The sequence below is a fragment of the Uruburuella suis genome (assembly GCF_022870845.1).
Taxonomy (GTDB): Bacteria; Pseudomonadota; Gammaproteobacteria; order Burkholderiales; family Neisseriaceae; genus Neisseria; species Neisseria suis.
In genome coordinates this window covers 236,526-256,076 of sequence record NZ_CP091507.1, presented here as the reverse complement: position 1 = coordinate 256,076, position 19,551 = coordinate 236,526, and the positions used below count along the sequence as shown (strand labels likewise).

Annotated in this window: 24 protein-coding genes; 9 read left to right on the top strand and 15 right to left on the bottom strand. The window is 53.8% G+C overall.

The genetic code is table 11. The annotated features are described in order from the left end of the window. The first annotated feature begins 18 nt into the window (after positions 1–18). The 4 genes from LVJ78_RS01145 to LVJ78_RS01130 all read left to right on the top strand — a co-directional run bounded on the left by LVJ78_RS01145 (position 19) and on the right by LVJ78_RS01130 (position 2,633). A complete protein-coding gene (locus tag LVJ78_RS01145; protein WP_132953610.1) occupies positions 19–378 on the top strand; it encodes a DUF488 domain-containing protein in 360 nt (119 codons plus the stop codon). Positions 379–405: 27 nt separating this feature from the next. Further along, the gene (ureG, locus tag LVJ78_RS01140; protein ID WP_132953611.1) at positions 406–1,041 is read left to right on the top strand and encodes an urease accessory protein UreG; all 636 of its coding nucleotides are present in this window, start codon (positions 406–408) and stop codon (positions 1,039–1,041) included. A gap of 412 nt (positions 1,042–1,453) precedes the next feature. After that, the gene (locus LVJ78_RS01135; protein WP_165870907.1) at positions 1,454–2,251 is read left to right on the top strand and encodes an urease accessory protein UreD; all 798 of its coding nucleotides are present in this window, start codon (positions 1,454–1,456) and stop codon (positions 2,249–2,251) included. A gap of 118 nt (positions 2,252–2,369) precedes the next feature. After that, complete coding sequence (locus LVJ78_RS01130) at positions 2,370–2,633, top strand: acyl-CoA-binding protein (RefSeq protein ID WP_132953613.1); 264 nt, start codon at positions 2,370–2,372, stop codon at positions 2,631–2,633. Positions 2,634–3,005: 372 nt separating this feature from the next. Here the strand turns inward: LVJ78_RS01130 and cyaY are convergent, their stop codons facing one another. Further along, the gene (gene cyaY / locus LVJ78_RS01125; protein WP_132953614.1) at positions 3,006–3,332 is read right to left on the bottom strand and encodes an iron donor protein CyaY; all 327 of its coding nucleotides are present in this window, start codon (positions 3,330–3,332) and stop codon (positions 3,006–3,008) included. Positions 3,333–3,407: 75 nt separating this feature from the next. Between cyaY and lptM the strand changes: the two genes are divergently transcribed. From lptM to LVJ78_RS01105, 4 genes are all read left to right on the top strand, one after another. Beyond that, a complete protein-coding gene (lptM, locus tag LVJ78_RS01120; RefSeq protein ID WP_132953615.1) occupies positions 3,408–3,572 on the top strand; it encodes an LPS translocon maturation chaperone LptM in 165 nt (54 codons plus the stop codon). Further along, complete coding sequence (lysA, locus tag LVJ78_RS01115) at positions 3,572–4,792, top strand: diaminopimelate decarboxylase (protein WP_132953616.1); 1,221 nt, start codon at positions 3,572–3,574, stop codon at positions 4,790–4,792. Before lptM ends, lysA begins: the two co-directional genes overlap by 1 nt. A gap of 86 nt (positions 4,793–4,878) precedes the next feature. After that, positions 4,879–5,226: a helix-turn-helix domain-containing protein gene (locus tag LVJ78_RS01110; protein ID WP_244802588.1), complete on the top strand. Its 348-nt coding sequence runs from the start codon at positions 4,879–4,881 to the stop codon at positions 5,224–5,226. Further along, complete coding sequence (locus tag LVJ78_RS01105; RefSeq protein WP_342345064.1) at positions 5,115–6,032, top strand: IS3 family transposase; 918 nt, start codon at positions 5,115–5,117, stop codon at positions 6,030–6,032. The genes LVJ78_RS01110 and LVJ78_RS01105 overlap by 112 nt, the downstream gene beginning before the upstream one ends. A gap of 279 nt (positions 6,033–6,311) precedes the next feature. Here the strand turns inward: LVJ78_RS01105 and LVJ78_RS01100 are convergent, their stop codons facing one another. The 14 genes from LVJ78_RS01100 to LVJ78_RS01035 all read right to left on the bottom strand — a co-directional run bounded on the left by LVJ78_RS01100 (position 6,312) and on the right by LVJ78_RS01035 (position 17,695). Then, complete coding sequence (locus tag LVJ78_RS01100) at positions 6,312–6,470, bottom strand: DUF1328 domain-containing protein (RefSeq protein WP_132953828.1); 159 nt, start codon at positions 6,468–6,470, stop codon at positions 6,312–6,314. A 794-nt stretch (positions 6,471–7,264) separates the two neighbouring features. Beyond that, a complete protein-coding gene (locus tag LVJ78_RS01095) occupies positions 7,265–7,483 on the bottom strand; it encodes a SlyX family protein (RefSeq protein WP_132953829.1) in 219 nt (72 codons plus the stop codon). Between the two features lies 1 nt (position 7,484). Continuing rightward, positions 7,485–8,831 carry a Na+/H+ antiporter family protein gene (locus LVJ78_RS01090; RefSeq protein ID WP_132953876.1) on the bottom strand — a complete coding sequence of 449 codons (1,347 nt, stop codon included), beginning with the start codon at positions 8,829–8,831 and terminating at the stop codon, positions 7,485–7,487. Between the two features lie 105 nt (positions 8,832–8,936). Beyond that, positions 8,937–9,521: a hypothetical protein gene (locus tag LVJ78_RS01085; RefSeq protein ID WP_244802587.1), complete on the bottom strand. Its 585-nt coding sequence runs from the start codon at positions 9,519–9,521 to the stop codon at positions 8,937–8,939. Between the two features lie 34 nt (positions 9,522–9,555). Continuing rightward, positions 9,556–9,981, bottom strand: coding sequence for a F0F1 ATP synthase subunit epsilon (locus LVJ78_RS01080; protein ID WP_132953830.1), 426 nt, complete (start codon positions 9,979–9,981; stop codon positions 9,556–9,558). Positions 9,982–9,991: 10 nt separating this feature from the next. Beyond that, entirely contained in the window at positions 9,992–11,389 is a 1,398-nt protein-coding gene (atpD, locus tag LVJ78_RS01075) for a F0F1 ATP synthase subunit beta (RefSeq protein ID WP_132953831.1), read from the bottom strand. Between the two features lie 34 nt (positions 11,390–11,423). Continuing rightward, entirely contained in the window at positions 11,424–12,299 is an 876-nt protein-coding gene (gene atpG, locus LVJ78_RS01070; RefSeq protein ID WP_132953832.1) for a F0F1 ATP synthase subunit gamma, read from the bottom strand. A 24-nt stretch (positions 12,300–12,323) separates the two neighbouring features. Beyond that, entirely contained in the window at positions 12,324–13,871 is a 1,548-nt protein-coding gene (atpA, locus tag LVJ78_RS01065; protein WP_132953833.1) for a F0F1 ATP synthase subunit alpha, read from the bottom strand. A gap of 10 nt (positions 13,872–13,881) precedes the next feature. Next, positions 13,882–14,415 carry a F0F1 ATP synthase subunit delta gene (locus LVJ78_RS01060; RefSeq protein WP_132953834.1) on the bottom strand — a complete coding sequence of 178 codons (534 nt, stop codon included), beginning with the start codon at positions 14,413–14,415 and terminating at the stop codon, positions 13,882–13,884. Between the two features lie 4 nt (positions 14,416–14,419). Continuing rightward, entirely contained in the window at positions 14,420–14,890 is a 471-nt protein-coding gene (locus LVJ78_RS01055) for a F0F1 ATP synthase subunit B (RefSeq protein ID WP_132953835.1), read from the bottom strand. Positions 14,891–14,947: 57 nt separating this feature from the next. Then, positions 14,948–15,184, bottom strand: a complete 237-nt coding sequence (atpE, locus tag LVJ78_RS01050; RefSeq protein WP_009175074.1) for a F0F1 ATP synthase subunit C — start codon at positions 15,182–15,184, stop codon at positions 14,948–14,950. A gap of 68 nt (positions 15,185–15,252) precedes the next feature. Further along, positions 15,253–16,122 carry a F0F1 ATP synthase subunit A gene (gene atpB / locus LVJ78_RS01045; RefSeq protein WP_424580114.1) on the bottom strand — a complete coding sequence of 290 codons (870 nt, stop codon included), beginning with the start codon at positions 16,120–16,122 and terminating at the stop codon, positions 15,253–15,255. Then, complete coding sequence (locus LVJ78_RS01040) at positions 16,112–16,465, bottom strand: ATP synthase subunit I (RefSeq protein ID WP_132953877.1); 354 nt, start codon at positions 16,463–16,465, stop codon at positions 16,112–16,114. Before LVJ78_RS01040 ends, atpB begins: the two co-directional genes overlap by 11 nt. 369 nt (positions 16,466–16,834) lie before the next feature. Beyond that, positions 16,835–17,695 carry a ParB/RepB/Spo0J family partition protein gene (locus LVJ78_RS01035; protein WP_132953837.1) on the bottom strand — a complete coding sequence of 287 codons (861 nt, stop codon included), beginning with the start codon at positions 17,693–17,695 and terminating at the stop codon, positions 16,835–16,837. Positions 17,696–17,972: 277 nt separating this feature from the next. Between LVJ78_RS01035 and LVJ78_RS01030 the strand changes: the two genes are divergently transcribed. Next, positions 17,973–19,235 carry a BaiN/RdsA family NAD(P)/FAD-dependent oxidoreductase gene (locus tag LVJ78_RS01030; RefSeq protein WP_165870916.1) on the top strand — a complete coding sequence of 421 codons (1,263 nt, stop codon included), beginning with the start codon at positions 17,973–17,975 and terminating at the stop codon, positions 19,233–19,235. Positions 19,236–19,551: the final 316 nt, after the last annotated feature.

Sequence of the window (19,551 nt, the reverse complement as noted above, 5' to 3'; positions counted from 1 at the left end):
CGATTTGGGAGAACAAACATGTATATTTTACAACGCGTTTACGGTTTTACCCTGCAAAACACCCCCGCCGTGTTGGCCGACCGCTTGTGGCCGCGCGGCGTGAGCAAGGCGAAATTGGCGGGCATTGAGTGGGATAAAGCGGTCACACCTTCCACCGATTTGCGCAAGTGGTTTCATCAAAATCCTCAAACGCGCTACGCCGAATTCAGCCAACGCTATCAGGCTGAATTAGCCCGCCCCGAAGCCCAACCCGCGCTGCAAGCCTTGCGCGATCTGCATCAGCAACACGGCAGCCTGATTTTGCTCACCGCCGCCAAAGATGTGGCGCACAGCCATTTGCCGGTGTTGCAGGCGGTGTTGGAACAAAAGGCTACCTGAATGGTTGATTTCAAAAAAGAGAACCCTATGCGCAACTACATCAAAATCGGCGTGGCCGGCCCCGTGGGCTCGGGAAAAACCGCGCTTATCGAGCGGCTCACCCGCCAAATCGCCGGCCAATACAGCGTGGCGGTGATCACCAACGACATCTACACCCAGGAAGACGCCGAATTTCTCACCAAAAACAGCCTGTTGCCGCCCGAGCGCATTATGGGCGTGGAAACCGGCGGCTGCCCGCACACGGCGATTCGCGAAGATGCCAGCATGAATCTGGAAGCGGTGGATGAAATGGCGGCGCGTTTTCCCGATGTGGAAATCGTGTTTATCGAATCGGGCGGCGACAATTTATCCGCCACCTTCAGCCCCGATTTGGCCGACGTGACCATTTTTGTGATCGACGTGGCGCAAGGCGAAAAAATTCCGCGCAAAGGCGGCCCCGGCATCACCCGCTCCGATTTGCTCGTCATCAACAAAACCGACCTCGCCCCGCACGTGGGTGCGAGCTTGGATGTGATGGAACGCGATGCACGGCGCATGCGGCTCGGCCAGCCTTTTGTATTTACCAATTTGATGAAAGACGAAAATCTGGCCGCCGTAATCGGCTGGATACAGAAATACGCGCTGCTGGAAGATGTGGCCGAACCGGCGGCATTGGTGCGCTGATGTTTACGCGAAAGGCCGTCTGAAAGCGTTTCAGACGGCCTGAAACCTTTTTCACAACAGCGTGTGGGTCGGATTCTCGAATCCGACACTTGTTCGCAGAACAAGGTTTCAGAGCTGCGGAAAATGTCGGATACAAGTATCCGACCTACAACTGCTTCAATTTGCAGCGTGGGCTTTGCCCTCAAGATTTCTGCTGATTTGTGGACAGAGCGCACGCTACAGGGCTGCAACTTTTATATTTCAGACGGCCTGAAACCTTTTTTACAACAGCGTGTAGGTCGGCTTCTCGAACCCGACACTTGTTCGCAGAACAAGGCTTTCAGGGCTGCGGTAAATGTCGGATTCGAGAATCCGACCTACAACTGCGGGTCACAACCATGATTCAATTCACCCGCTAGATGACAAGGCGCACATGCAATCCAAGCTCACCTTATCCACCCGCATCCGCCACGGCCGCACCGTGTTGGGCGACTGCTTCGCCACCCCGCCGCTCAAGCTGCTCACGCTGCCGCCGCAGCCCGACGGCATGTTGCGCGCCATACAAATGTCGTCTTCGCCCGGCCTGCTCGCGGGCGACTGCATCCGCATCAATCTTGCGCTGGCCGAAGAAAGCGCCCTGCATTTATCCACCCAAGCTTTCACGCGCGTGCTTGCCATGCACGAAGGCAGCATGGCCGAGCAACACCACCGCATCAGCCAAGCCGCTGGCAGCCACCTGATTTACCTGCCGCACCCTCTGGTGCTGCACCGCGGCAGCACGCTCAAACAAACCACCCGCATCGATTTGGCCGACAACTGCACGCTGCTCTACGGCGAAATCACCGCCGCCGGCCGCGTGCTCAATCATGAATGCTTCGCCTTTGCCTACTTCTCTTCACAGCTTCACATCCACCACCGCCACAAGCTTTTGCTCACCGACAACATCCAATGGCAGCCCGCACGCCACCCGCTGCAAACGCTCGGCCAAATGGAAGGCTACAGCCACCAAGCTTCATTGTTTTATGCAAACACCCACGCCCAAACCGCGCTCAAGCCACTGCTCGATGCGCTCCACCAACGCCTGCCGCCGCGCTTTTCAGACGGCCTCTTGCTCGGCATGAGCCTGGCCGCCGACAATATTATTTGCCTGCGCGCATTGGCGAACGAAGCGGAAATCTTAACGCACCTGCTGGCCGAAGCCGCCGCGCTGATTCAGAGCGAGGCCGTCTGAACGCACGCACGCCAAGCCGGCTCAAGCTTTCGAACAATCACTCCAACGCCGCGCTTTGCAGGCCGTCTGAAAACATGATACAAACAGCTTTCTACCATTCCACCTGCAAGGAGAAAACATGAGTGATTTAAAACAACGCTTCGCACAAGCGCAAGAAGACGTGGTGAGCCTGGCCGAGCGCCCCGACAACGCCACCTTGCTGAAGCTTTATTCCTTCTACAAACAAGCCACCGACGGCGACGTGAGCGGCGACAAGCCGGGTATGTTCGACCTTGTGGCCAAGAAAAAATACGAAGCCTGGAGCGGCTTAAAAGGCATGTCGTCCGATGAAGCCATGCAGGCTTATGTGGCCGAAGTAGAGCGTTTGTTAAACGAAGAATAATCAAACCGCATTGCCAAACCAAAGGCCGTCTGAAACTTTTATGTTCAGACGGCCTTTGGTTTTATATCGTGAAATATAGTGGAATGCATAAAAAAAGTGACGCAACGGGTAGGTTGGGTTGAAAACCCAACAAGCCCACAGGCCGTCTGAAACGTTGGGTTTATCAACCCAACCTACTCCGTGATAGTGCGTGGCTTTGTATCACTTTTTCTTGCATTCCACTATATAAAGAAAAACGGCTACAAAAACCATAAATCTTAAGCCGTGCATAGGGCGTGTGACGCAGCCAAACACGCATTTTCTCATTCAACAACAAGGCCGTCTGAAAGCTTGAATCTTTCAGACGGCCTTTGGTTTTACTTATACCAATAATCAGGCAAACGCATCAATCTGCACCGCTTCCCCGCAAGCCGCGCTCAAAGCTTCGTTGAGCACCGCAAAAAATTCGCTGCCGTCGCGCGTGGCCAGCCAGCGGCCGTTTTGCTCGGAAAAATGATAGCCGCCGCTTTTGGCCGCAATCCACAATTCCTGATTGGGCGTGTGGCGGTTTACAATAATCTGCGTGCCGTTGTCGGCCTCAATCGTGAGCACATTGCCGGCAAAGCGGCAGTCGAAATCCCAGCCGCCCTCGTCGATTTGGTCTTCAATATGGGCAAACAAGGCATCAGTGTGTTGCAAAAATCCGCTTTCGGTCATCATGGCTTTGTGTATCCGGGCATTTTTGTTTAAGATACCGAATCTTGCCACATTCCCGCGCCCAAAGAAAGAATCTGCATGAAAACCACCGTATTTTGGCTCGCCGCCGCTCTGTTTCTGAGCGCCTGCGGCTATAAGGGCGACCTTTATCTGCCCAAAGAAGACGACCAAGCCCGTTTCGGCGTGATCCAAACCGGCATCCAATTCACCCCTAAAGAACCCACCACTCACGCGGAACCATAATGACCCTGCATTGCGAAAATATTTCTTTCACCGATTTGGCCGGGCAATTCGGCACCCCACTTTATGTGTATAGCCAAAGCGCGCTCACCGAAGCCTTTTGCGCCTACACTTCCGCCTTCTCCGCGCTCTCTCCACTCGTTTGCTATGCCGTCAAAGCCAACGGCAATCTGAGCCTGCTCAAGCATTTCGCCGCACTGGGCAGCGGTTTTGATATCGTGTCGGGCGGCGAATTGGCGCGCGTATTGGCCGCCGGCGGCGATGCGGGCAAAACCATTTTCTCGGGCGTGGGCAAAAGCGAAGCCGAAATCGAATTCGCGCTCAATGCCGGCGTGTTGTGTTTCAATGTGGAAAGCCTGCCCGAGCTCGACCGCATCAACGCCGTGGCCGCGCGCTTGAACCAAACCGCGCCCATATCGCTGCGCATCAACCCCGATGTCGATGCCAAAACTCATCCGTATATTTCCACCGGCCTCAAAGCCAACAAATTCGGCATTGCCTATGCCGACGCACCTGCGGCCTACCGCCACGCCGCCACGCTGCCGCATTTGCGCATCACCGGTATCGACTGCCACATCGGTTCGCAGCTCACCGATTTAAGCCCGCTCGTGGAAGCCTGCGAGCGCATCGTGCTGCTGGTGGATCAGCTCGCTGTCGAGGGCATTGCGCTCGAACATATTGATTTGGGCGGCGGCATCGGCATTGTTTACAACAATGAAAGCGTGCCCGATTTAGCCGGCTATGCCCGAGCCGTGGACACAATCATCGGCACGCGGCCGCTCAAATTGATGCTCGAGCCCGGCCGCAGCCTGGTGGGCAACGCCGGCACGCTGCTCACCAAAGTGGAATACATCAAACACGGCGAAGAAAAAAACTTCATCATTGTAGATGCCGCGATGAACGATTTGATGCGCCCCGCTCTTTATGAGGCTTATCACCATATCGAAGCCGTCGAGCCAAAAAACATTGCGCCCATCAGCGCCGATGTGGTCGGCCCGATTTGCGAAACCGGCGACTTTCTCGCCCACAACCGCACGCTCGCCTGTGAAGCCGGCGATATTCTGGCCATCCGCAGCGCCGGCGCCTATGCCGCCAGCATGGCCAGCAATTACAACACCCGCAACCGCGCCGCCGAAGTGTGGGTAAACGGCAGCCAAGCGCGCCTTGTGCGCCAACGCGAAAGCTTCGAGCAACAAATGGCCAACGAAACCGCCTGCTTGTAAACATCATCAAAAAGGCCGTCTGAACATCTGAACTGCACCCCAAAAGTTGGACACCCCCATCCAACCCATAAAGGTGCAGTTTTCTTATGAACAAATATACCGTAGACTTCAAATACCAAGCCGTTATGCATTACTACCGCATTCGAAGCCAGCAGCTCACCGCCGACGCATTTCGAATGTCCCGCACCCACCTACGCCGCTGGATTGCCGCCTACGAGCAAGGCGGACTCGCGGCACTCGAGCATCCCCAAGCCATGGCCGACAAAAAAACCAACCCCTTTATTGCCGACAAACCCGATAAAGAAAAAACACAGGATGAGCTATTGCAAGAAGTGGGCTACCTCAGAGCCGAGGTCGCCTATCTAAAAAAGCTCGAAGCCCTTTTTCCTCAGAAGACAGCAACGCCAAAAAAGCGCAAATCATCGAAGCATTAAGGGCAAACCATCCCCTCAAATACCTGCTCCCTGCCGCAGATATCGAACGAAGCAGCTTTTACTTCAGCCGGAAGCGCAACCAGAAGCCCGACAAAGACCTGGCCGACATGCAAACCGTTCGTGCCGTTTACGACCAACACAAAGGCCGTTACGGCGCCCGCCGCATTGCCGCCGCCTTATCGTGGAACAAGAAAAAAGCAGAACGGCTGATGAAGAAAATGAATTTAAAAGCCATTGTCCGAGAGAAGCGAAAATACTACCCGCCGGCCATGGGCGAAGTGTCCGAAAACCTGCTGAACCGCAACTTCAGCGCCGAGAAGCCCGATGAAAAGTGGCTGACCGATGTGACCGAGTTTAAATGCGACGGCCAAAAGCTGTATCTGTCGCCGATACTGGACCTGTATAACCGCGAAATCCGCAGCTACCACCTATCGCGCCGCCCCAACAGCGAAATGGTGGCCACCATGCTGTCGCAGGCCGTGGCGCAACTGGGCGCGCAAAAGCCGATGCTGCACTCCGACCAAGGCGTGCTCTACCGCTGCCGCGCCTACCGCGCGCAATTGGCAGAAGCCGAAATCACCCAAAGCATGTCGCGCAAAGGCAACTGTTGGGACAATGCGCCGATGGAGAGCTTTTTTGCGGTGCTGAAAACGGAATGTTTCCACAACCGCACATTTGCTTCGATAGAGGCATTGGAAGCGGAAATACACGAGTATATCCGCTACTACAACCATGACAGATTGAGTTTGAAATTGAAAAAACTGAGTCCTGTGGCATACAGAACCCAGTTTGCAACCGCCGCTTGAAGAATGATTGATTTAGTGGCTTAAAAATGTCCAAGATTGTGGGGGCAGTTCACATCTCGTTCAGACGGCCTTTTCAAATAATAGTGAAATGCAAGAAAAAGTGACACGAACTGCATTCTGAAACAGCGTAGGTTGGGTTGCCAAACCCAACGTTTCAGACGGCTTGTGGATTTGTTGGGTTTTCAACCCAACCTACCCGCCGTATCACTTTTTTATGCATTCCACTATAGTCAAACAGATAAAGCCACCTTTCGGATGGCTTTATCTGTTCATATCAAGCTAACGGCGACGGCCGAAAATCATCGACACCACGGCCAAAATCAAAAAGCCGATAAATAAAATCTTCGCAATGCCCGCCGCGCTGCCGGCGATGCCGCCGAAGCCCAAAACCGCCGCAATAATGGCAATCACAAAAAACACCACAGCATAATGCAGCATAGTCTTCCTCCTTTTTCGGTTATGATGGATAAGCCTTCATTTTTTACAACACCCGAACTGCTTGCAGGCAATTCAATATAACACACATATTGAACATAAATAAATTCGCATATCTATTTCGCCAAAGCCTTTATCAATCCATCTTAAATTTTTATTAAAATTTAAATATTTTTTACACAACCTCGCTACCTGCATACAGCCAAACCACAATATCCGCTGCAACAAGCGCTCCATTGCCTGCCGCGCCGCATTTATCGACAGCCGCTGCGCAGGCATATGCATACACCGCAACAATCAAAAAGGCCGTCTGAAACTTTTCTTTCAGACGGCCTTTTTCAAACCTTATACCCATTCAAAAAAATAATATACAAACAGGCAGCCTGTAGGTCGGATTCTCGAATCCGGCACTTGTCCGCAGAACAAGGCATGCACATCGCTTTGGCCGTTGGCCAAACGTCGGATTCAAGAATCCGACCTACGCAGATGGTGCTGCCGGACTGCTTTTATTTTGTAAGGTTATTTTTTTGAATTGGTATTATACCCATTCAAAAAAGTAAGCTAACGAGGCGGCGAACCGCAGGTAGTACAACCAGTACGGCAAGGCGAGACAACAAAGTTATTGATTCGGCAATTAAATATTGAACATTTCCAGATACCGGCAAACAAGCCTTTGGCTTGTTGCCCTCTCCCTAGCCCTCTCCCACGGGAGAGGGAACAGGTTTCTGCTGCGGGTAAGAGGATGTGAATATTCAATCATTAATTGCCGCATCTATAGGTTATTTTTTGGATTGATATTAATAATGCGGCGGCACCTCATCGCCCGGGCTGTAGCCCGCCTCGGCGCTACCGCTTTTATCCTGTTGCACGCGCTGATAGAGCAGCCGCAGCTGCGCTTGCTGCAAATCCAGCGTTTGCTGCATTTTGGCGATTGTGTCGTTCAGGCTGCCGATTAAATCTTCCTGCAAAGCCGCCTGAATTTCCAGCTCGACGATGCGCGCTTCCCAATCGCTCATCTCACAACACCATCGCTGCAATCCAGCCTGCCGCCATCAAGGGCAGGTTGTAGTGCAGAAAAGTCGGAATCACCGTGTCGCGCATATGATCGTGCTGGCCGTCCACATTCAAACCGGCGGTGGGGCCGAGCGTGGAATCGGAAGCCGGCGAACCCGCATCGCCCAGCGCACCGGCGGTGCCGATAATCGCCACGGTGGCCAAGGGCGAAAAGCCCATGCCGATGCACAAAGGCACGTAAATCGCCGTGATAATCGGCAGCGTGGAAAACGAGCTGCCGATGCCCATCGTCACCAACAAACCCACCAGCAGCATCACCAGCGCAGCCATGCCTTTGCTGCCCCCAAACATCGCGGCCGAAGCCTGCACCAAGGGCTCAATCTGGCCGGTGGCCTTCATCACTTCGGCAAAACCTTGTGCGGCAATCATAATAAAACCGATCATCGCCATCATTTTCACGCCGTTGTTAAACACCATATCGGCCTCGCCCCAGCGCACCACGCCCAGCGCCATAAACACGGCAAAGCCCACCATCGCGCCCAGCAGCAGTGAATCGGCCCACAATTGCACGGCAAACGACACCACAATCGCCACCAAAGCCACCATGCTGCGGTAGGTGGAAATTTTCGGTTGCGCGGCCGCCGATTGTGCCGCCTGCACATCGGTTTGCGTGTTTTGATAGTGGCGCGGGCGGCGATAGCTGATAAACACCGCCACCAACAGGCCGGCCACCATGCCCAGCGCCGGAATGGTCATCGCCGACATCACGTTCACGCCGGAAGTGTCCAAGCCGGCTTTATTGATGTTGCCCAGCAGTATCTGCTTCAAAAAGATTTCGCCGAAGCCATAAGGCAGCCACATATAAGTGGTTACCAAACCAAACGTCATCAAGCAGGCGAGCAGGCGGCGGTCGATTTTCATGCGGTTAAACACCAACAGCAAGGGCGGGATAATCAGCGGAATAAAGGCAATATGAATCGGAATCAGGTTTTGGCTCATGATGCTCATCGCCAGCAGCGCCAGCAGCAAGCCCCATTTCACCCAGCTGATGCCGCCGGGCACATTGTCGCGTGCATGGTTCACATCCAAGCGGCGAATCACTACATTAGCCAACGTTTGCGGCAGACCCGAATGGGCAATCGCCACCGCAAACGCGCCCAACATGGCATACGAGAGCGCAATCTGCGCGCCGTTGGCCAGGCCGGTTTGAAACACTTCCATGGTTTTGCCCAGCCCTAAGCCGCCCATCAGGCCGCCGGCCAACGCGCCCAGCAGCAGGCTGAGCACCACATGCACCCGCGCCAGCGACAAGCCTAGCATCACAACCACCGCAATCACCACTGCATTCATAATCTCTCCATCGGCAACCAAACGCACCGCCCGGCCGCATGAAACACTGTGCCACCGGCGCATGCTCCGCGTGCCGGCACATATTAACGAAAACACAATCATAACCTAACATGATTTTACATGCCAGTTTATTTGTGGTTTTCTTACTTTGCTTGATTCTTCTTCATAAAGCTTGGCCGTCTGAAGGTTTGGCCGTCTGAAGGTTTGGCCGTCTGAAGGTTTGGCCGTCTGAAGGTTTGGCCGTCTGAAGGTTTGGCCGTCTGAAGGTTTGGCCGTCTGAAGGTTTGGCCGTCTGAAGGTTTGGCCGTCTGAAGGTTTGGCCGTCTGAAGGTTTGGCCGTCTGAAGGTTTGGCCGTCTGAAGGTTTGGCCGTCTGAAGGTTTGGCCGTCTGAAGGTTTGGCCGTCTGAAGGTTTGGCCGTCTGAAGGTTTGGCCGTCTGAAGGTTTGGCCGTCTGAAGGTTTGGCCGTCTGAAGGTTTGGCCGTCTGAAGGTTTGGCCGTCTGAAGGTTTGGCCGTCTGAAGGTTTGGCCGTCTGAAGGTTTGGCCGTCTGAAGGTTTGGCCGTCTGAAGGTTTGGCCGTCTGAAGGTTTGGCCGTCTGAAGGTTTGGCCGTCTGAAGGTTTGGCCGTCTGAAGGTTTGGCCGTCTGAAAACGCGCGTTGCTTGTTTTCAGACGGCCGAGAAAAAAGCACGGTTGCCCGTGCTTTTTGCGATAAGGCGGCTGCCTTATTTGTTTTTTTGTCCGCGAATATAATCCAGCGTTTTGAGTTGGGCGATGGCGGCGGCCAGTGCTGCTTGGGCTTTGGCCAATGCTTCATCGTCCTGTGCTTGGGAAATGCGGGCTTCTGCGGCTTTTTTGGCTTCTTCGGCGCGCGCCTGATCCATCTCGGCGCTGCGCACGGCCACGTCGGCCAGCAGGGTAAGCTTATCGGGCTGCACTTCCAAAACACCGCCGGATACGGCCACCAGCACTTCTTCGGCAGAATCGGGCGTGGTCAAACGCAACACACCCGGTCGCACCAAACTCATAATCGGCTCATGTCGCGGATAAATACCGAGCTCGCCCATTTGGGTCGGCACCACCACAAAGCTGGCTTCGCCCGAAAAAATGTGCTGCTCGTTACTGACCACTTCAACTTGCATGATGTCCATGCTGGCCTCCTTAGTTTACGGTTTTCGCTTTCTCTACCGCTTCTTCGATACCGCCAACCATATAGAACGCCTGCTCGGGCAGATGATCGTATTCGCCGTTCAAAATCGCTTTAAAGCCGGCAATGGTGTCGCGCAGTGAAACGTATTTGCCCGGCGAGCCGGTAAACACTTCTGCCACGTGGAAGGGCTGCGACAGGAAGCGCTGGATTTTACGCGCACGCATCACGGTCATTTTGTCTTCGTCAGACAATTCATCCATACCCAAAATGGCGATAATGTCGCGCAATTCTTTGTATTTCTGCAAAGTAGATTGCACGCCGCGTGCCACATCGTAATGCTCTTGACCCAACACCATCGGGTCGAGCTGGCGCGAGGTTGAATCCAGCGGATCCACGGCCGGGTAAATACCCAAAGAGGCGATATCGCGGCTCAACACCACGGTGGCGTCCAAGTGGGCAAATGTGGTAGCAGGCGACGGGTCAGTCAAGTCATCCGCAGGTACATACACGGCTTGGATGGAAGTAATCGAACCGGTTTGGGTCGAGGTAATACGCTCTTGCAAACGACCCATTTCTTCGGCCAAAGTCGGCTGATAGCCTACAGCTGAGGGCATACGACCCAACAGCGCAGACACTTCAGTACCGGCAAGGGTATAGCGGTAGATATTGTCCACAAAAAACAACACGTCGCGGCCTTTGCCGTTTTCGTCTTTTTCATCGCGGAAATATTCGGCCATGGTCAAGCCGGTGAGCGCCACGCGCAGGCGGTTGCCCGGCGGTTCGTTCATCTGGCCGTATACCATCGCCACTTTATCCAACACGTTGGAATCTTTCATCTCGTGGTAAAAGTCGTTACCTTCACGGGTACGCTCGCCCACACCGGCAAACACAGACAAACCGCTGTGCGCTTTGGCGATGTTGTTGATCAATTCCATCATGTTAACGGTTTTGCCCACACCGGCGCCGCCAAACAAGCCCACTTTACCGCCTTTGGCAAACGGGCAGAGCAAGTCAATCACTTTAATGCCGGTTTCCAGCAATTCCGTGGCCGCAGAGAGCTCGTCGAATTTCGGCGCGGGTTGGTGAATGGCGCGGCTGTGTTTGGCACCGACCGGGCCTGCTTCATCCACCGGATTGCCCAACACGTCCATGATGCGGCCGAGAGTTTCCGTGCCCACCGGCACAGTAATTGCCGCACCGGTGTTGATCACGCTCATGCCGCGTTTGAGGCCGTCTGAACTGCCCATCGCGATGGTACGCACCACACCGTCGCCCAGAAGTTGTTGCACTTCCAGCGTCAGGTCGGTATCAACCAGTTTCAGGGCGTCATACACGTGCGGCAGGGTATCGCGCGGAAATTCCACGTCGACCACCGCACCAATGATTTGTACGATTTTGCCTTGGCTCATTTCGTATCCTATTTTAACGTGCACATGCGCAGCCTTATACGGCTGCGGCACCTGCTACAATTTCTGACAACTCTGTGGTAATCGCGGCTTGGCGTGATTTGTTGTAAACCAAACGCAGCTCTTTGATGGCATTGCCGGCATTATCGGTAGCAGCTTTCATCGCTACCATGCGCGCGGCTTGTTCGGATGCCATGTTGTCGCTCAACGCCTGATACACCACAGACTCTAAATAACGGCGGACTAAGTATTCCAATACAGCGGTGGGGCTGGGCTCATAGCGGTAATCCCAGCTATAGTCGCTGCTTTCACTCACGCCTTCCAATGCACTTTCACCAATCGGCAACAAAGTTTCCAAACGCGGTTCTTGACGCATGGTGTTGACGAAGCCGGAATAAACCAAATGAATCACATCCAGCTGGTGCTTTTGATAGCTTTGGAAAAGCTCGGTCAAAGGGCCTACCAAGGTTTCCAGCCTGGGCGTGTCGCCCAGATTGGTGGCACTGGCAACCACATTCAAACCGATGCGCTGGCAAGCGGCCAAACCTTTGCTGCCCAAACACACCACGTCCACCTCAATGCCTTGGCTTCGATATTCCTGCACCTGCGCCAGGAATTTTTTCAAAACGTTGGCATTCAAACCGCCGCACAAGCCTTTGTCGGTGGTCATCAAAATAAAGCCGGCACGCCGCACGCTGCGGTGCGGCTCCAGCAATTTGATGCCGTGGTCGGAATGGGTTTGCGCCAGATGGCTCATCACCAAACGCACTTTTTCGGCGTACGGACGCGCCAGGCGCATCCGCTCTTGAGTCTTCCGCATTTTAGAGGTTGACACCATCTGCATCGCTTTAGTGATCTTTTGGGTATTCTGAACACTGCGGATTTTGGTGAGAATCTCTTTTCCTACTGCCATTTCAGACTCCTTGCTCTCTCACGCTTACGCTTGGTAGCTGTAAGAAGATTTAAAGGACTTCATCGCTGCGGCCAGTGCCTGCTCGTTTTCATCAGACATGGCGCCCGAAGCGTTGATGGCATCCAAAACGGCCGGCAGTTGCGTGCGCACATGACCCAAGAATTCGTGCTCGAAAGCCAGCGCTTTCGATACCGGCACGTCTTCGTAAGAGCCGTTGTTGATCGCCCACAACGTCAGCGCCATTTCGGCGGTGTTCAGCGTGCTGAATTGCTTTTGCTTCATCAATTCGGTAACCACTTCGCCGTGTTGCAGCTGCTTACGGGTGGCTTCATCCAAATCGGAAGCAAATTGCGAGAAAGCCGCCAGCTCACGATATTGCGCCAATGCCAAACGGATACCGCCGCCAAGCTTTTTAATCACCTTGGTTTGCGCCGCACCACCTACGCGCGATACGGAAATACCGGCGTTGATTGCAGGGCGGATACCGGAGTTGAAGAGGTCGGTTTCCAAGAAGATTTGGCCATCGGTAATCGAAATCACGTTGGTCGGTACGAATGCAGATACGTCGCCGGCTTGGGTTTCGATAATCGGCAGAGCGGTTAATGAGCCGGTTTTGCCTTTTACTTCGCCATTGGTCAGCTTTTCTACTTCATGAGCATTCACACGGGCGGCACGTTCCAACAGGCGGCTGTGCAAATAGAATACATCACCCGGGTAGGCTTCGCGGCCGGGCGGGCGGCGCAGCAGCAGGGAAATCTGACGGTAAGCCACGGCTTGTTTGGACAAGTCGTCATACACAATCAGCGCATCTTCACCGCGGTCGCGGAAAAATTCACCCATGGTGCAGCCGGCATAAGGCGCGATATATTGCAGTGCCGCTGCTTCTGATGCGGTGGCTGCCACCACAATGGTGTGATCCATTGCGCCGTGCTCTTCCAGCTTGCGCACCACGTTGGCAATCGATGATGCTTTTTGGCCGACAGCAACGTAGATACAAACCACGCCGGTGTCTTTTTGGTTGACAATCGCATCCAACGCCACTGCGGTTTTACCGGTTTGGCGGTCACCAATAATCAGCTCACGCTGACCGCGGCCGATCGGCACCATAGAGTCGATCGCTTTCAAGCCGGTTTGCATCGGTTGATCCACCGATTGGCGGGCAATCACGCCGGGCGCGATTTTTTCGATCGGCGCAGTAGTGGTAGCGTTGATGGGGCCTTTGCCGTCAATCGGACGACCCAGCGAATCCACCACGCGGCCAATCAGCTCGCGGCCGACCGGCACTTCCAAAATGCGGCCGGTACAGGTAACGGTGTCACCTTCTTTAATGTGTTCGTATTCACCCAACACCACGGCGCCCACGGAGTCACGCTCCAAGTTCATGGCCAAGCCGAATGTGTTGCCGGGGAATTCGAGCATTTCACCTTGCATTACGTCTGACAAGCCGTGAATGCGAACAATACCGTCGGTTACGGAAATCACGGTACCACGGGTACGGACTTCTGCATCTACCGACAGATTCTCGATCTTGGCTTTAATCAAATCGCTAATTTCAGCAGGATTAAGCTGCATGAAAACTCTCCTAATTTGTCATGGCCGCATACAAAGCATTTAATTTGCCTTGCAGCGACAAGTCCAATACCTGGTCACCGATTTCTACTTTTACGCCGCCGATCAAATCGGGGTCGACTTCGGTGCGAATCTCCAACGTGCTGCCAAAGCGCTGTTGCAGCTCTGCAGTCAAATCGGCCAATTGCGCCGCATTGAGTGCATAAGCGCTGCGGATCAGGGCTCGTTTGGTATGATTCAATGCCAGGGTTAAGTCTTGGTATTGCGCATAAATTTCAGGCAAAACCAAAAGGCGCTTCTGCTCGGCCAATATCGACACGAAATTTTTCAATTTCGCATCACCCAAACCGACCAATTCAATCAGCATGAGGGCTTTTTCGGCAGAAGTGCTTTCGGGTTGCTCAATCAGCGCAGCCACTTTGGGTTGCTGCACTGCCGTTGCCAGTTGTTTCAGTCCGCCCAACCAAGACTCAATTTGGTTTTGCTCTTGCGCCACACCGAATAATGCTTTCGCATACGGTCTGGCAATGGTTGCGAACTCTGCCATAAGATTACAGCTCCTGTTTCAGGGCGCTGAGCATTTGTGCGTGTTTTTCAGCATTCACTTCGCTGCGCAAAATAGACTCCGCACCTTTTACCGCCAAAGCTGCCACTTGTTCGCGCAAAGCTTCGCGGGCGCGATTGGCTTCTTGCTCAACATCGGCTTTGGCTTGTGCCGTAATACGGGCAGCCTCGGTGGAAGCCTGTGTTTTGGCTTCTTCAACGATTTGCGCTGCACGTTTTTCTGCGTTGGCCACCATTTCGGTAACCTGATGACGTCCTTCGGCTAAGAGTTCTGCAACTTTCTTTTCAGCCTGTTCAAAATCGTTTTTACCGCGCTCGGCCGCAGCCAAGCCTTCGGCGATTTTGTCGGCGCGCTCGTCAAGTGCTTTTGCAATCGGCGGCCACACGAATCGCATGGTGAACCACACCAGAATGAAAAAGACGATTAACTGCGCAAATAGGGTCGCATTTAAATTCACTTTACTTAACCTTCGTATTAGGGTTAATCAAACAAACGACGTTTCGTTTGGTTAGACTTAGCCTGCAAACGGGTTAACGAAAGCGAACAGCAGAGCGATGGCCACACCGATCAAGAATGCGGCATCAATCAAACCGGCAATCAAGAACAATTTGGTTTGCAGCGGGCCGATCAGCTCAGGTTGACGGGCAGAAGATTCCAGATATTTAGAACCTACCATGCCGATACCGATAGCAGCACCCATCGCACCGAAAGCGACGATCAAACCACAAGCGATAGCAATTAAACCACCCATTTCAAAACTCCTTAAATTAAAAACAAAGGTTAAAGAACTACAGTTAAAAACAAACTACTCAAAAACTTTTAGTGATGATCATGTGCCTGGCCGATATAAACAAACGCCAGCGCCATGAAGATAAAGGCTTGCAGGGTAATAATCAGAATATGGAAAATCGCCCATGCCACACCTGCCAGAATATGCAGGACAAACAAAATCGGATCCATCACGCCGATGCTGCCGGAAGCCGCCCAAGCGCCACCCAAAAGGGCAATCAGCAAGAACACCAGCTCGCCCGCATACATATTGCCGAACAGCCGCATGCCGTGCGATACGGTTTTCGACAGGAATTCGAGAATATTCATAATGAAGTTGAAAGGTGCCAGCATCGGGCCGAACGGCGCGCTGAACATTTCATGCATCCAGCCGCCCAAGCCTTTGATTTTCACGCTGTAATAAAGGCAAATCAGCAGCACACCGATGGCCAAAGCCAGCGAAGTATTCAAATCGGCGGTGGGCACGACACGCAGTAAAGCATGATGGTCACCGGTGACGGCCTGCCAAGTCATCGGCAGCAAATCCACCGGCAGCAAGTCCATCGCATTCATCAGGAAAATCCACACAAACACAGTCAAACCCAAAGGGGCGACTGCTTTGCGCGACTGCTCGTTGTGCACGATGCTTTTGCACATATCATCTACGAATTCAAACAGCAACTCCACCGCAGCCTGAAAGCGACCGGGCACACCCGGCGTGGCTTTGCGGGCGGCACGCCACAGCAGGAAGCTGCCCAGCGCACCCAGCAACACCGCGAAGAAAACGGCATCTAGGTTGATATAAGAGAAATCGGCGATGTTTTTCAGGCCTTGGCCTTGGGTGACATCCGACAGACTGGTCAAGCTTTGTAAGTGGTGCTTGATGTAGTCGGCAGCGCTCATTGCTTCACTACTTGCCATAATGTTGAACTCTCAAAAATGCTAAAAAAACCAGATGACTGACTGTAAACAACCCCAATAAAAACGGGATAAACACCAATGTTTCGTGCCAGATGGCAAACACCACCAGCATCAACACCAGCGACAGCATGACTTTTAAACCTTCTCCGAGCAAAAAGCCTTTACCTGCCCAAGCAGGATGCGGCTTGAAAAGCCTTAAAAGTAATACCGCAGCGGCCGAGGGCAACAAATAACACAATCCGCCCAGCCATGCCGACCAAAACGCGGGCAAACCGCTCACCAGCAAACACAACAGCGCCACCACTGCCAGCGCCGCCAACTGTAAAATCAGAATCTTCGTCATACAACACGCAGCTACAGACAATTTAAGCCAAGCCACTATAATAAAGATGCGTTTACGCGTCAAGATAATTTGTTAATCTTTGTGAATGGGCAGGTTTTATCAAAGGGGCTTTTTATGCTTGCAAACAGCCCTATTCTCACTTATTTGAGTGCTTTTTACGCTCAAATATCCCAATTCAATGCTTTTTTTTCGGCTCTTTTCCGGCGAAGCCCGCACTACACACTACTACACGACTTACAAAATAAAGCGCCCGATTCGTTGCATTATCCGTCGCAATCTTCACTTGCCATTGTAATATATCGCCGTTTTTTTTGAAAACCCGAGGCCGTCTGAAACTGTTTCAGACGGCCTTTTCAGGCACGATTAATTTTAATTCGGCAAATCCACACCGAGCTGCTTGAGCAAAGCTTCGAGCGTTTCGGGTGAATCGAAATGCAGCACGATTCTGCCTTTTTTCTGATTACTGCTGTGCACTTCGGCGTTAACGCCCAGCGTTTCGGTGAGCGCTTCGCTCAGGCGGCGGATGTCGGGATTGTCGCGCTTGGGCGCTTCGGCAGGCTTGCCTTGCTGCGCCATTTGGCTGCGCCGCTCCACTTCGCGCACCGACCAGCCGTTTTTCACGGCTTTTTGTGCCAGCTCCAGCTGCGTGACCACGGGCAGAGTGAGCAGCGCGCGGGCATGCCCCATTTCGAGGCGGCGGGCATAAAGCATTTCCTGCACGGGCTCGGGCAAGGCGAGCAGGCGCAGGCTGTTGGAAATGGCGCTGCGGCTTTTGCCGACGGCTTTGGCAATGGTTTCGTGGGTGAGGCTGAATTCATCGGCCAGGCGCTTCAAGCCGCGTGCTTCTTCAATCGGGTTGAGGTTTTCGCGTTGCAGGTTTTCAATCAAGCCCATGGCCAGCGCGGTTTCATCGCTGATGCTTTTCACCACCACCGGCATTTCGGTGAGGCCGGCCAATTGGCTGGCGCGCCAGCGGCGCTCGCCGGCAATCAATTCGTAGCCGTTGAGGCCTTGTTCGCGCACAATCACCGGCTGGATGACGCCTTGCGCCTTGATGGATTCGGCCAGCTCCTGCAAGGCTTCGTCATCCATCTGCACGCGCGGCTGATAGCGCCCGGGGCGGATATCGCCGATCGGCACGGTGGTGAGGCGGTCGTTGCCGCCGTCGTCCAGATTATGGGAAATCAGTGAATCCAGGCCGCGGCCGAGGCCGCCTTTGGGTTTTGCCATATCGTTACTTTCTGAAGCGCGCAAAAAATCAGCGCTTATTTTATCGGATTTTCAGACGGCATGCTGGCTTTTAGAGCCTGTTTACGCTCTTTTTTGCAGCCGGCTTACGCAGCCATAGGGTTTCATACCAATTCAAAAAAGTAAGCTAACAAGGCGGCGAGCCGCAGACAGTACAGATAGTACGGCAAGGCGAGACAACGAAGTTAGGTTATTTTTTTGGATTGGTATCAGACGGCCTTGCGCTACAATAAGGCTTTTCAATTGCCCGGGCGGCTTGATGACAACTTTTTTCGATACCGTGATAATCGGCGCCGGGGCGGCCGGCATGATGTGCGCCGCCCGCATAGGCCAAAAAGGGCAAAGCGTGGCGCTGCTTGACCATGCGGCCAAAATCGGCGAAAAAATCCGCATTTCGGGCGGCGGCCGCTGCAATTTCACCAACCGCCATCTCAACGGCCACGATGGCGCGCCTTATTTTGTGTCGCAGCAGCCGCGTTTTGTGCGCCATGCTTTATCGCGCTACACCAGCACCGATTTCACCGCTCTGCTCGAGCACCACGGCATACCCTATCACGAAAAGCACAAAGGCCAGCTTTTTTGCGACCGCAGCGCGCAAGACATTATTAATATGCTGCAAAACGAATGCGCAAAAGGCCGTGTGCAATGGCACACCGAATGCGTGATTGAAAGTGTAGAGCCCATTCAGACGGCCTCTGCTGCGCGCTTTGAACTGCGCACCAACCAAGGCCGCTTTTCCTGCCGCAACCTGGTGGTGGCCACCGGCGGCTTGGCGGTGCCTGCCATCGGCGCCAGCCCGTTTGGCTACGAATTGGCCAAACAGTTCGGCCACAGCATCGTTACGCCTGCCGCCGCGCTGGTGCCGCTGCGCTTCGAGCATTGGGCGGAATCGGGCTACGATGCGCTCGCCGGCATCGCCCTGCCCGTGCGCATTGCCACCGGCAGCGGCAAAGCAGCCATGCAGTTTGACGAAGATTTATTGTTTCGCCACAAAGGTTTGAGCGGGCCTGCGATTTTGCAGATTTCCAGTTATTGGCAGCCCGGGCAGGCCATTATCATTAATTTGGCACCCGATGCCGAGCTGCCCCATGCTTTATGCAGCGGCAAACACGGCCAAAAAATCCAGCTCAACACCGCACTCGCACAGCTTTGCCCGCACCTGCCCTCGCGGCTGCTGGATTTTTGGCTGGCACAACCCGAATGGGCGCCGCTTGCCGCACACAAATGGGCCGACACGCCCGATGCCGCTTTGGCCGCTTTGGGGCAGAGCCTTAATCAATGGGCGCTGCTGCCCAGCGGTTCAGACGGCCACAAAAAAGCCGAAGCCACCCGCGGCGGCGTGGATGTGCGCGAAATCGATGCCAAAACCATGCAGAGCAAGCTCGCGCCCGGGCTTTATTTTATCGGCGAAGTGATGGACATCACCGGCTGGCTCGGCGGCTATAATTTCCAATGGGCATGGGCTTCGGCGGTGTGTGCGGCCGCAGCCATAACAGATGGGGCGACACAACAGGCCGTCTGAAACGGCGCGGCTTCAGACGACCTGTTGCTTTCAAACGGCCTTGATTTCTATTTATTATATTGATTTCAAAAGAAATGGCTTAAAGCCTGTTGATGCGCTCAATAGCAGCGCCATAAAATATGGTAAACAGGCTTTTGAAATGGAAAGGCCGTCTGAAAGATTACCTTTCGCAACTTTTCTTTGCCTGTCACAAAAGCAAATAAGCTAGACCTGCCTCCGCTTTCTCACTAAGATAGGCCTGCATCGTGCTTGCCGCGGCAACGTTTTGCCGCCCTGCTCCGCAGGCCTTCCGCACTTATCAAACCACACAATCACA

Coding starts and splice junctions, on each gene's coding strand:
- cyaY (WP_132953614.1), bottom strand. CDS start 3,332: ATGATGACCGAAAGCGGATTTTTGCAACACACTGATGCCTTGTTTGCC.
- atpE (WP_009175074.1), bottom strand. CDS start 15,184: ATGGGTGGTTTAATTGCTATCGCTTGTGGTTTGATCGTCGCTTTCGGT.
- LVJ78_RS01110 (WP_244802588.1), top strand. CDS start 4,879: ATGAACAAATATACCGTAGACTTCAAATACCAAGCCGTTATGCATTAC.
- LVJ78_RS01100 (WP_132953828.1), bottom strand. CDS start 6,470: ATGCTGCATTATGCTGTGGTGTTTTTTGTGATTGCCATTATTGCGGCG.
- atpD (WP_132953831.1), bottom strand. CDS start 11,389: ATGAGCCAAGGCAAAATCGTACAAATCATTGGTGCGGTGGTCGACGTG.
- ureG (WP_132953611.1), top strand. CDS start 406: ATGCGCAACTACATCAAAATCGGCGTGGCCGGCCCCGTGGGCTCGGGA.
- LVJ78_RS01080 (WP_132953830.1), bottom strand. CDS start 9,981: ATGGACATCATGCAAGTTGAAGTGGTCAGTAACGAGCAGCACATTTTT.
- LVJ78_RS01145 (WP_132953610.1), top strand. CDS start 19: ATGTATATTTTACAACGCGTTTACGGTTTTACCCTGCAAAACACCCCC.
- LVJ78_RS01060 (WP_132953834.1), bottom strand. CDS start 14,415: ATGGCAGAGTTCGCAACCATTGCCAGACCGTATGCGAAAGCATTATTC.
- atpA (WP_132953833.1), bottom strand. CDS start 13,871: ATGCAGCTTAATCCTGCTGAAATTAGCGATTTGATTAAAGCCAAGATC.
- LVJ78_RS01040 (WP_132953877.1), bottom strand. CDS start 16,465: ATGACGAAGATTCTGATTTTACAGTTGGCGGCGCTGGCAGTGGTGGCG.
- LVJ78_RS01090 (WP_132953876.1), bottom strand. CDS start 8,831: ATGAATGCAGTGGTGATTGCGGTGGTTGTGATGCTAGGCTTGTCGCTG.
- LVJ78_RS01095 (WP_132953829.1), bottom strand. CDS start 7,483: ATGAGCGATTGGGAAGCGCGCATCGTCGAGCTGGAAATTCAGGCGGCT.
- atpB (WP_424580114.1), bottom strand. CDS start 16,122: ATGGCAAGTAGTGAAGCAATGAGCGCTGCCGACTACATCAAGCACCAC.
- lptM (WP_132953615.1), top strand. CDS start 3,408: ATGAAAACCACCGTATTTTGGCTCGCCGCCGCTCTGTTTCTGAGCGCC.
- LVJ78_RS01130 (WP_132953613.1), top strand. CDS start 2,370: ATGAGTGATTTAAAACAACGCTTCGCACAAGCGCAAGAAGACGTGGTG.
- lysA (WP_132953616.1), top strand. CDS start 3,572: ATGACCCTGCATTGCGAAAATATTTCTTTCACCGATTTGGCCGGGCAA.
- LVJ78_RS01030 (WP_165870916.1), top strand. CDS start 17,973: ATGACAACTTTTTTCGATACCGTGATAATCGGCGCCGGGGCGGCCGGC.
- atpG (WP_132953832.1), bottom strand. CDS start 12,299: ATGGCAGTAGGAAAAGAGATTCTCACCAAAATCCGCAGTGTTCAGAAT.
- LVJ78_RS01135 (WP_165870907.1), top strand. CDS start 1,454: ATGCAATCCAAGCTCACCTTATCCACCCGCATCCGCCACGGCCGCACC.
- LVJ78_RS01035 (WP_132953837.1), bottom strand. CDS start 17,695: ATGGCAAAACCCAAAGGCGGCCTCGGCCGCGGCCTGGATTCACTGATT.